Annotated in this window: 12 protein-coding genes; 7 read left to right on the forward strand and 5 right to left on the reverse strand. The window is 38.6% G+C overall.

The window, feature by feature from the left end; genetic code table 11:
- Window positions 1–2 precede the first annotated feature (2 nt).
- The 5 genes from JHC30_00965 to phoU are packed head-to-tail and all read left to right on the forward strand — an operon-like array spanning window position 3 to window position 4,014.
- On the forward strand, window positions 3–881 hold the full coding sequence (locus tag JHC30_00965; protein ID MCI4462724.1) for a PstS family phosphate ABC transporter substrate-binding protein: 879 nt from the start codon (window positions 3–5) through the stop codon (window positions 879–881).
- A gap of 1 nt (window position 882) precedes the next feature.
- Window positions 883–1,752: a phosphate ABC transporter permease subunit PstC gene (gene pstC / locus JHC30_00970; GenBank protein MCI4462725.1), complete on the forward strand. Its 870-nt coding sequence runs from the start codon at window positions 883–885 to the stop codon at window positions 1,750–1,752.
- A complete protein-coding gene (gene pstA, locus JHC30_00975) occupies window positions 1,745–2,596 on the forward strand; it encodes a phosphate ABC transporter permease PstA (GenBank protein MCI4462726.1) in 852 nt (283 codons plus the stop codon). Before pstC ends, pstA begins: the two co-directional genes overlap by 8 nt.
- Window positions 2,590–3,342 carry a phosphate ABC transporter ATP-binding protein gene (gene pstB / locus JHC30_00980; protein ID MCI4462727.1) on the forward strand — a complete coding sequence of 251 codons (753 nt, stop codon included), beginning with the start codon at window positions 2,590–2,592 and terminating at the stop codon, window positions 3,340–3,342. Before pstA ends, pstB begins: the two co-directional genes overlap by 7 nt.
- Window positions 3,343–3,351: 9 nt before the next feature.
- Window positions 3,352–4,014 carry a phosphate signaling complex protein PhoU gene (gene phoU / locus JHC30_00985; protein MCI4462728.1) on the forward strand — a complete coding sequence of 221 codons (663 nt, stop codon included), beginning with the start codon at window positions 3,352–3,354 and terminating at the stop codon, window positions 4,012–4,014.
- Here the strand turns inward: phoU and JHC30_00990 are convergent.
- The 3 genes from JHC30_00990 to JHC30_01000 all read right to left on the reverse strand — a co-directional run bounded on the left by JHC30_00990 (window position 4,011) and on the right by JHC30_01000 (window position 6,536).
- Window positions 4,011–4,976 (reverse strand): hypothetical protein, encoded by a 966-nt coding sequence (locus tag JHC30_00990; protein ID MCI4462729.1) that lies wholly within the window; start codon window positions 4,974–4,976, stop codon window positions 4,011–4,013. The two genes, phoU and JHC30_00990, sit on opposite strands and share 4 nt — an antisense overlap.
- A gap of 103 nt (window positions 4,977–5,079) precedes the next feature.
- Window positions 5,080–5,577 (reverse strand): inorganic diphosphatase, encoded by a 498-nt coding sequence (locus tag JHC30_00995; GenBank protein ID MCI4462730.1) that lies wholly within the window; start codon window positions 5,575–5,577, stop codon window positions 5,080–5,082.
- 113 nt (window positions 5,578–5,690) lie between these two features.
- Complete coding sequence (locus JHC30_01000; protein ID MCI4462731.1) at window positions 5,691–6,536, reverse strand: isoaspartyl peptidase/L-asparaginase; 846 nt, start codon at window positions 6,534–6,536, stop codon at window positions 5,691–5,693.
- Window positions 6,537–6,636: 100 nt separating this feature from the next.
- On the opposite strand from JHC30_01000, the gene JHC30_01005 reads away from it, so the two are divergent.
- Window positions 6,637–7,554, forward strand: a complete 918-nt coding sequence (locus JHC30_01005; GenBank protein ID MCI4462732.1) for a 7-cyano-7-deazaguanine synthase — start codon at window positions 6,637–6,639, stop codon at window positions 7,552–7,554.
- Window positions 7,555–7,597: 43 nt separating this feature from the next.
- Here JHC30_01005 and JHC30_01010 read toward each other — a convergent pair whose 3' ends face one another.
- On the reverse strand, window positions 7,598–8,905 hold the full coding sequence (locus tag JHC30_01010) for an aspartate aminotransferase family protein (GenBank protein MCI4462733.1): 1,308 nt from the start codon (window positions 8,903–8,905) through the stop codon (window positions 7,598–7,600).
- Window positions 8,906–9,030: 125 nt separating this feature from the next.
- Window positions 9,031–9,378, reverse strand: a complete 348-nt coding sequence (locus JHC30_01015; GenBank protein ID MCI4462734.1) for a hypothetical protein — start codon at window positions 9,376–9,378, stop codon at window positions 9,031–9,033.
- A gap of 120 nt (window positions 9,379–9,498) precedes the next feature.
- Here JHC30_01015 and JHC30_01020 point away from each other — a divergent pair.
- On the forward strand, window positions 9,499–10,467 hold a 969-nt coding region (locus JHC30_01020), incomplete at its 3' end, for an APC family permease (GenBank protein MCI4462735.1).

Consider the following 10,467-nt stretch of genomic DNA (forward strand, 5'->3'; position numbering starts at 1 on the left):
GCATGAATAAGAAAGGGAAATTCTTAGCGTATCTTCTAGTAGCAGTCATCTCAGTGTCAGTCGTCTTTGGTTTTACCGGTTGCAAGCAGTCAGGGAGTAATCAAGGAGCAACTTCTCAACAACCTGCTCAGGAAGTAAAAATCACAATGAACGGATCAACAACAGTTTTTCCAATTGCTCAAAAGGCTGCAGAAGTCTATATGGATAAACACCCGAATGTGAAGATTTCTGTTGAGGGAACAGGTTCTGGAAACGGGATTGCTGCACTTATCGATGGAACAACAGACATTGCAAACTCTTCAAGAGAAATTAAGCAAGAGGAGATTGAGAAAGCAAAGGCAAAAGGCGTAAATCCTTATGAAATCCCAATAGCACTCGATGCACTTTCTATTATTGTAAACCCGGCAAACCCCATAACGAACCTCACACGGGAACAGGTAATCGATATTTTTACAGGCAAAATAACAAACTGGAAGGAATTAGGTTGGAAAGATGCACCAATTGTAGTTGTTTCAAGAGACTCTTCGTCAGGTACATACGGTGCATTTATGGAACTTGCACTTCCTAAGGATGCAAAGATTACAGACAAAGCAGTCTATCAATCATCAAACCAGACGGTGAAAAATACTGTTGCATCTACAGAAGGTGCAATTGGTTATGTCGGGCTTGGATACCTTGATTCTTCAGTTAAGGCGGTAAGTTACGAAGGCGTAATGCCATCCAAAGAAACAGCAATTAATAAAACCTATAAGCTTTCAAGACACCTATATATGTACACAAATGGAGAACCAAAAGGAGAGGTAAAGAATTTTATAGACTTCGTTCTATCTCCTGAGGGGCAGGATATTGTAGAAAGTGTCGGTTTCATTAGAATAAAGTAGTATGAAGAAAAACTTTGGGGAGTATTTACTTCCAATTTTTGGATACATTGCAATTATTATTCTTGCAGGAATAGTAATAACAATTGCAGACCAGGGATTGCCACTTCTTTCAAAGTACTCCCTGAAAGAACTATTGCTCGGTAAAGAGTGGAGGCCTACAAGCGTGCCTCCGCTCTTTGGCTTCCTTCCTTCAATTATCTCAACATTTTATATCTCCATATTTTCTATGCTTATTGCGCTACCACTATCTCTTGGCACAGCCATATACCTTTCAAAAATAGCAAGCCCAAAGGTAAGAAGTATTCTTAAACCAGTAATTGAGCTTCTTGCAAATATACCATCAGTAATTTATGGCATGTTTGCGCTATTATTTTTAGGTCCAATCTTAAAAAAGTTGTTCAATTTACCCGTTGGACTTAACGGGCTTAACGCAAGCATAGTTCTTGCAATAATGTCTATTCCTACGATTACGACACTTTCTGAAGATGCAATCTCGATGGTCCCAAAGGAACCAGAACTTGCATCATATGCACTTGGTGCATCAAACCTTGAAACGATATTTGGGATAACAATACCATCAGCTTCTGCAGGAATTTTTGCATCAATCACTGCTGGCTTTGGAAGGGCGATTGGTGAGACTATGGCTGTATTGCTTGCATCTGGCAATTCTATAAGAATTCCCCATAGCATCCTTGAGCCAATGCGACCAATAACTGCAACAATTGCTCTTGAAATGGCAGAAACAGCGGTTGGCTCAGACCACTACAGAGCGCTATTTCTCCTTTCTTTGGTGCTTCTTATTTTTGTCCTCTCATTCAATCTTTTAAGCAGGTATTTAAGGAAATTGTACAGGAAAAAATTATATGGATAAATTAACGAAAGAAAAAATATTTTTTACAATATTTAGATTACTTGCATTTACATCTCTTCTGATTGTCTTTACCCTTATTTTCTATATACTCTCAAAGGGACTTAAAGTAATTTCTCTTAATTTCATAATCGATTACCCAAGAAACAGTTTTACCGAAGGTGGAATTTTCCCTGCAATTGTTGGAAGTTTGTATCTTGTGGGGCTTGCAATAATTTTTGCAGTTCCTATAGGTGTATTAGGCGGCATCTATCTTTCAGAATATACTAAGGAAAATACACTTACAGAGGCTATAAGACTTGCAATAGACACACTGTCCGGCATACCATCAATTATTTTTGGACTTTTCGGTTTGGCTGTGTTCTGCAAAATACTCAATCTAAAGGTTTCTTTAATTGCAGGAAGTTTAACACTTTCAATCCTTATACTTCCTACAATTTTTTCTGCAACCATTGAGAGTCTGAAACTTGTTCCAAAGGACTTTAGAGACGCATCCTATGCACTTGGCGCAACAAAATGGCAAACAACCTGGGAGATAGTAGTAAAAACTGCACTTCCAAATATTATTACAGGCGTTCTTCTGAGTATAGGAAGGGCGATAGGCGAAACAGCACCAATACTTTTTACTGGGGCTACTTTCTACACGAGAGGCCTTCCTGAAAGCATTTTTGAGCCGGTTATGGCGCTCCCATATACAATATACGGGCTTCTTGCGGAAGGAACTTTTCCTCAAAAGCAAGTTCCCATAGCATTTGGTGCATCAATCGTATTAATTGTGCTTGTTTTCATAATAACGCTTCCTGGTATAATTATTAGGAACAAATTTAGGAGCAAGAAAAAATGGTAAAAATATCTGTAAGAAACTTAAAGGCATTCACAAAAAAACAGGAGATTCTGAAAGGAATATCGCTTGATATCCACGAAAACTCCGTTACAGCAATTATAGGTCCTTCTGGATGTGGTAAATCAACATTCCTTAGAAGTCTCAACAGGATGAATGACTTTTTTGAAGATATAACAGTCGAAGGTGAAGTGTTGCTTGATAACAAAAATATATACGATAAAGATGTTAATGTTTTCGAGTTGAGAAGGCATGTAGGTATGGTGTTTCAAAAGCCAAACCCATTCCCAAAGTCAATATTCGAGAATGTTGCATACGGATTGAAGATCCATGGGATAAGAGATAAAAAAACAATAGAAGAAAAAGTCATATGGGCGCTAAAGGAAGCAAATCTATTTGAAGAGGTAAAAGATAAGTTAGATGAGTCAGCTTTTAGCTTGTCAGGTGGTCAGCAACAGAGGCTTTGTATCGCAAGGGCAATTGCAGTTGAACCTGAAGTGCTTCTTATGGACGAACCTGCATCTGCCTTAGACCCAATATCGACACTTCAACTCGAGCGCTTGATTGAGAAATTGAAAAAGGAGTTTACCATTGTAATCGTAACCCACAACATACAACAGGCAGGAAGAGTCTCTGATTATACTGCCTTCCTTTATATGGGAGAACTTGTAGAATACGATAAGACAGAAAGGATGTTTACAACGCCAAAGAATAAACTCACAGAGGATTACCTTGAAGGTAGATTTGGATGAGGTGAAAAAATGTTAGAAGATAGATTAAAAGCGTTAACAGAAAAAATTTTGAAAATGTCAAGCATTGCAGAGGAAATGGTAAAACTATCAGTTAGATCGATAGTAGAAAAGAAAATGGAATGGGCTGAAAAGGTAATAAACGAACTTGAGCCTCAGGTAAACGATCTTGAAATAGAAATCGATGACCTTGCCATAGAAACACTTGCACTTTACGCACCTCAGGCAAAAAACCTGAGAAAAGTTGCGATGATAATAAAGATGGTAAAAGACCTCGAGAGGGTTGGCGACCTTTCAGTAAACATAGCTGAGTTTGCAAGGGAATTAATACCGCAGCCAGATGTAAAGCCTTATATAGACCTTCCAAGAATGGCTGAAACTGCCTTGCAGATGCTTGACGATGCAATTACCGCTTTTGTAAACGAAGATAGCGCCCTTGGAAAAGAAATATGTATAAGAGACGACATAGTCGACCAACTTAACGACCAAATTATAAGAGAACTTATAACCTATATGCTAAGCGATCCGAGAACAATAAACAGAGCAATACTCATAATAAGAGTTTCAGAAAATGTTGAGCGTATCGCAGACCAGGCAACAAATATTGGTGAATATGTAGTCTATATAGGCGAAGGAAAAGTTATAAAGCACCACCACTTCGAAAAAGAGAGTTAAAGTTTTAGATTTACCCTTGCGTATTCAAGAAGGAGCCTCGAAAAGCCATTAAAATACCTTAGAGAGTAGAAAAGTGCCTCGTTGTATTTTCCCATTGTATCCTTATCGAAAGTTTGTATTTTGCTTTCATCAAGTTTAAACTTGTTTTTACGACTATTAATTTCGTCACCAAATAACTTTGTTTCAAGAGGCCAAAGTATTCTTACCCTGGGTCTATTTAGAGAAGCGGCAAGTTTTCCAAGTTCAACAAGAGATTTAACATCGCTAACTTTCATAGGCATATAATCCTCTGAAAGCACCTTTACAAAATCAGGATTGTGAACCTTAACCATATACCCTTGGTAATCTTCAAGTGCGTAGTGGTGATTTGAACACATTGTTGTAAGTCCGCCTACTCCTGAAAAAATATTCTTCAAGATCACAGAAGCTGGTCCTGGCGTCCCATGGTATGGCTGGGTTATGTCCTCCATATAGTGAAGAGCCCTTGCAAGGAAACGGAAAGTCCAATAAAGGTCGTTCTTTTCCTTTGCAATCTCTGCCATATGAAACCAGAAGTCAATCATATACGGCGCTACACCAACAGTAAATGGGCCCATCCTGTAGTACATATGCCTGTAACCTTGAGGTCCACCGGTAAATATTTGAAACTTTGACAATTTCATATTCTCGTCAAGCCCCCAATCAGGCTCATCAGCATATGTTGTTAAAATAGTTATAGCGTCGGTTTTTTCACCAATTTTCCCTTCAAAGTATTTAACCTCAAAATCTGGGTTAATGGGTATAGTCTCGTAACTTTTGTATGTATAAGGGGTAATCGTTATGTCTTTGTATTGTCTTAACCAGTCAATATTTGCTACAACATAAGAAAGTGTGAGCCCGTGAGAATTCCACCCAAAAACTGAAGATAGAGGAAGTAAAGTAATCACTAAAACCAATAGGATAAACCTCTTTAGATTTTTCATTTCCTCCTCCTTTTGTTTTACTCTTATTAGGGAACTTTCCCCAAATATAGCAATTCAAATATGCAAAAACAGCTCTTTTTTGAGAAACTCTTCTTAAAATTCACTACTCTTCTTCCGCCTCTTCTTCTCTTTTCGTTGCTTCGATTACCATCTTCTCTCCAGCTTCTTTTCCTTTAAACCCATTTAATTTTACCCATTTGCCTGGTTCCAATCTTTTATATACTTCAAAAAATTCCATTATCTCTTTCTTTGTGTGTTCTCCCAAATCGCTAACATCTTGAATCTCTTTAAATCTCGGGTCTATCTTTTCAATTGGAACAGTGACGACCTTTGAATCAATTCCACCTTCATCTTCCATCTCTAAAACGCCTATTACCTTTGCCTTAACTAAACATCCTGGGAAAGTAGGATTTGTAGAAAGAAGTATGCAATCCAAGGGATCACCATCTTCTCCTCTTGTCCCTTTAATAAAACCATACTCAAAAGGAAAGTGCACTGCGCCATAAAAAGTTCGGTCAAGTTTAATCAACTTCTCTTCTTCGTCATACTCATACTTGTTTGGTGAACCTTTTGGGTTTTCTACAAAAACCAATACTTCCATTTTTTCCATCTCCCTTTATTAAAATTCAACCAATTGAGGCTCGTTTGTTTTCCTATATTTTATGCAAAAATTTCCATAAATCAATAATGCAAAATCAAGAACTTTGTGAATAACTAAAACTCCCCAAATACTTCACCCTGACCTTCTCTCATATAGGCAACAAACATTCCTTCAGTATTACGGGCATAGGCAATATTACCAAATCTGTCAAGTGAAATGAGACCTGCCTTCCCTCCGATTCTTGTTAAATCGTCTATGCACATTTTAGTTGCATCTTCAAGAGAATTTTGAGGATAATAAAGGGCAATCCTAAAACTGAGAAGAAGTTTCATTATGTCTTCACCAATGCCTGTTGAAACCGCACCAAACTCATTGTTTGCATAAAACCCAGAGCCTACAACGGGGGAGTCTCCAACACGACCTAAAAGTTTGTTAGGCGTCCCGCCAGTTGACACCGCAGATACTATCCTTTCCCCGTCAAATACAACAGCACCAACAGTATCGCCGTAAGTGCCTTCAAATATCTTTATTATGCGCTCCGTGTAAAAATAATAAGGAGGGACAAATTCGATACCATTTGCTCTTGCAAACTTTTCTGCACCATCGGAAATAAGAAAGTTGTGTTTTGGATGCTCAAGCACAAGTCTTGCTAACTCAATTGGGTTCTTTACCCTCCGAACACCTGCAACAGCACCAATCGATAGTGTCAAACCATCCATAATGCCTGCGTCCATCTCTACAAAACCTTCCTCATTAAGATACGAGCCTTTTCCTGCATCGAAGAGTGGATGGTCTTCAAGCATTTTTACTGCTATCACTGCAACATCAAGTGCATTCTTACCACTTTCAAGAAGTTCAAAACCAGTTTTTGCAACAGTTTTTACAAAATCGACCCTTTCAGGTATTTCGTCTTTCCTTTTTGCGCTACCTGCTCCACCATGCACAATTATTGCTTTCATAATGCCTCCTTCCTTTCATGCCTTTAAATTATAAGAAAAATCCTCACTATTTGAAAACATTACCTTTTAAGTTATAATTACTACGTTTATGGAGGAAAAAATGGCAAAGGCTTTAGTTTTATTTTCAGGCGGACTTGATTCGCAACTTGCTTGCCTTCTTCTTATGAAAGAGGGCATAGAAGTTGTGCCTGTATTTTTTGAAACTTACTTCTTTAAGGCAGATAAAGCAAAAAAGTACGCAGAGGCTATCGGTCTTAATTTAAGGGTAGAAGATATAAGTAACGATCACCTTGAGGTTGTCCATAAGCCACCGCATGGTTACGGTAAACATATGAATCCCTGTGTTGACTGCCACTTGCTTATGATAAAAAGAGCAAAAGAAATAATGGAAAAAGAAGGTTTTGACTTTATCGCAACAGGAGAAGTCTTAGAAGAAAGGCCTTTTTCTCAAAGAGCAGGTGTATTTGAAGAAATGGAAGAAATCCTTGGACTTCAGGGAAAAATCGTCCGTCCGTTGTCCTTAAAACTTCTTCCTGAAACGGAAGCAGAAAAAAGAGGACTAATAAATAGAGAACACATGCTCGATATAAAAGGTGAAAGTAGAAAAGTTCAACTTCAACTTGCAAAAGAATTCGGTCTTGAGGTTTTTGAAACGCCTGCATCAGGTTGTATTCTTACTGACCCTGAATACTCAAGACGATTAAAGACGCTCAAAAAAATCAACCCTAATTTTGATGGAAACGATGCAATGATACTCAGAAGAGGCAGGGTCTTCTTTGAAAATAATTCAGTAATCGTAATTGGAAGAAACGAGTTAGAAAATAATGAACTTGAAAGACTAAAAAAACCTTCGGACATATTACTTAAACCGCAATTTCCCGGGGCATCTCTCCTAATTCGAAGCTTTAATAGCGAAGTAAGTCCCGAGAGCCTCATTGAAAAAGCAATAACACTTATAATAAATTATTCAAAAAAAGCGCCTCAAAACGCAAAGGATATGATAGAAGTTATAAAATAAAAGAGGGGCTTAAATACCCCTCTTTTAAAAATCTTATTAGGATCTACTTTCCCTTCGTAACTTTTTCTATTGCTCTATCAAGAACATCAAGCCCTTCTTTAAGTTGCTCATCAGTTATCACAAGCGGTATTAACAACCTTATTATATTTTTATGCAAGCCCGCACCTGCAAGGACAACGCCGTTTTTAAGTGCTTCCTGTATAACAGCCTGGCAGGTTTCTGCATCAGGCTCCCAGGTATCATGATCTTTTACGAACTCAATTGCCTGCATTGCTCCAACGCCTCTTACCTCTTTTACAACAGGATACTTCTTCTGGAACTCTTCAAAACGCTCTCTTATGATTTTTCCAAGATGAACTGCTCTATCCAAAAGTTTTTCTCTTTCAATCATCTTAATAACTTCAATGCCAGCAACACATGCAACCGGATTGCCACCAAAAGTAGAACCGATAGAGCCTTTTGGAAGTGCATCAAAGAATTTTCTGTTTCCAACAACTGCGGAGAGCGGGAAACCTGCTGCAATAGATTTTCCAAGTGAAATTAAATCTGGAACTACTCCCCAATTTTCAACTGCAAAGAATTTTCCTGTTCTTCCGTAGCCACTTTGAACCTCGTCCGCTACAAAAAGTATTCCGTACTTTTCTGTTACTCTCCTTATCTCTTCAAGAAGACCAGGCTGTGGGACATTGAAACCACCCTCTCCTTGAATTGGTTCAATCACTACTGCCGCAACATCGTCAGGTGCTACCGTATCAAGAAGAAGCCTTTCAAAATCTTTAGGAGTGTATTTATTTTTGTGAACATTCGGTCTTGGTATTCTATAAACATCTGGTGCACTTCCAAAAATATATTTGTAAGGCATCGGTCTATGTGTCATTGTCATCGTAAGAAGCGTCCTACCATGAAATGCACCATCAAAAACAACAACTGCCCTTCTCTTAGTGTAGCCTCGGGCAACCTTAACTGCGTTCTCTACGGCCTCCGCACCTGAATTAAAAAATGCAACAGCCTTTTCAAAATTTCCAGGTGCACGTTCTGCAATCATCTTTGCAAGTTCTGGCCATGGCTCATAAGGAATTGAAGTAAAATCAGTATGGATGTAATTTTCGACCTGTTTTTTTACCGCTTCAACGATTGGTTTTGGCGAGTAGCCTACTACAAGGCACCCCCAGCCGCCTGTAAAATCAAGAAATCTATTCCCATCAACATCTTCTACAACAGCACCTTCACCTCTTGCGATAAAAAACGGCGCAAGCGGTTCGAGGGGGGACGCTACAAACTCCTCTTTTTTCTTCATAATTTCCCTGCTCTTTGGACCAGGGATCTCTGTTTTTATTAAAATGCTTCCCATTGTAAAAACCTCCTTCCTTCCCAATAATATCAGATTTTAAATATTTAGTCAAGAAAATTAAATTTTCTTAAAAAATTAAAAAGAGGGCTTACCGCCCTCTAATACAAGATTTTACCTAAGTTTAATTACTCTTCTTTAGTTCCTGCGTCTTCTTCGCCTTCGTTTTCATTAAGAAAATCTTCAAGTTCGACATATTCGTAATCTTCATCCTCATTTCTCAGAGTAAAGATAAAAGGAATTGCAAAAAGAGCAGTTAAAGCAATGATCTCAAGGATAACTCTTCCAAAATCGACTGTTACCGCCTCAAAATTCGTACTAACAGCACGGACCGACCAGATTGGCGCATAACCAATAGAATTAACGATTACTGTTCCCTGGGCAATTGCCTGGTTAACCTTCCATGGCACAATGATCGTAATGAGTGCAAGGAAGAAAAAGTAAACTGCTAAAACAATTTTTGATGCTTTTGTCATTTTAACCTCCAAATCAAATATGCTACATTTTACCATAAAAAGAAAAAATTCATAGCAAAATCTCCTGACTTCAAAATTGAATTACATATAATTTTTGAAAACCAAGGAAAGGGAGGTATTATGAGCGACGAAGAGTCGGTAGTGTTTACGAGAAAGGCTTCAGGCCTTGTAAGAGAATTAAACTGGTGGGATGTCCTGCTTTTTACAATCGCAGGACCTGCAGCATCAGGAATGACTTACTACACTGTGAAGGTGCCAGGTCTTTATCCTGGTGGAAACATGACGCTTGCATTTTTAATTGGGCTTCTTGTGTGGCTTCCGCCTGTGCTTATTCTTGCAATTCTTTCTGCATCTTTCCCAAGGAGTGGCTCTCTCTATGTTGTTATTTCAAGGGTCTTACATCCAATTCTCGGTTTCATTCCAAACTGGTCGTATGTTATTGGAGGAGGCGCTTCACTTGCAGTAGGATTTCTTAACTACCTTGGGCTTATTCCTCTTGCTTCTTCGATTCAGATTGCAGGAATCGTATCTAAAAATGCGTCTCTTGTTGCTCTGGGAGAAGGACTTGCTGATCCATGGACACGGCTTTGGATTGCGTTAGCGATAACTATCGTTATGTGGATACTCGAACTTTTGGGCATAGACAAACTCAAATGGGTATTAAGAGCTATAATTTATATTCCACTTGCTATTACAGGCATTGCAATCATTATCTTCCTTGTTAAAAGCGGAGAACCTTCCTTTAACGTAATTTTTGGTGCAAATTCGTATCAAGCAGTTCACGACCTTGCAACCAAGTTAAAAATTAAGGATGCTTATCTTCCGACAGGGCAAGCGCTCCAGGGAATGCTTCTTTCGGTCTTATGGGCTTACACTGCAGTTGAAGCAGTCTCATACATTGGCTCTGAAGTTAAAACACCAAGGCTCTCCTATATGAGGGGAATGGTTTTAGGTCTTATTGCAGTTGGTGTCCTTTATGTCTTAAACGCCGTTGCAGTTTATCGTTCCTTTGGATATAACTTTATAACTGAATATAGTTGGCTTTACTACAATCACTTCGATGAACTCAAGGCAGTCTTGGGGACAACT

This window comes from Caldisericum sp., assembly GCA_022759145.1.
Classification (GTDB): domain Bacteria; phylum Caldisericota; class Caldisericia; order Caldisericales; family Caldisericaceae; genus Caldisericum.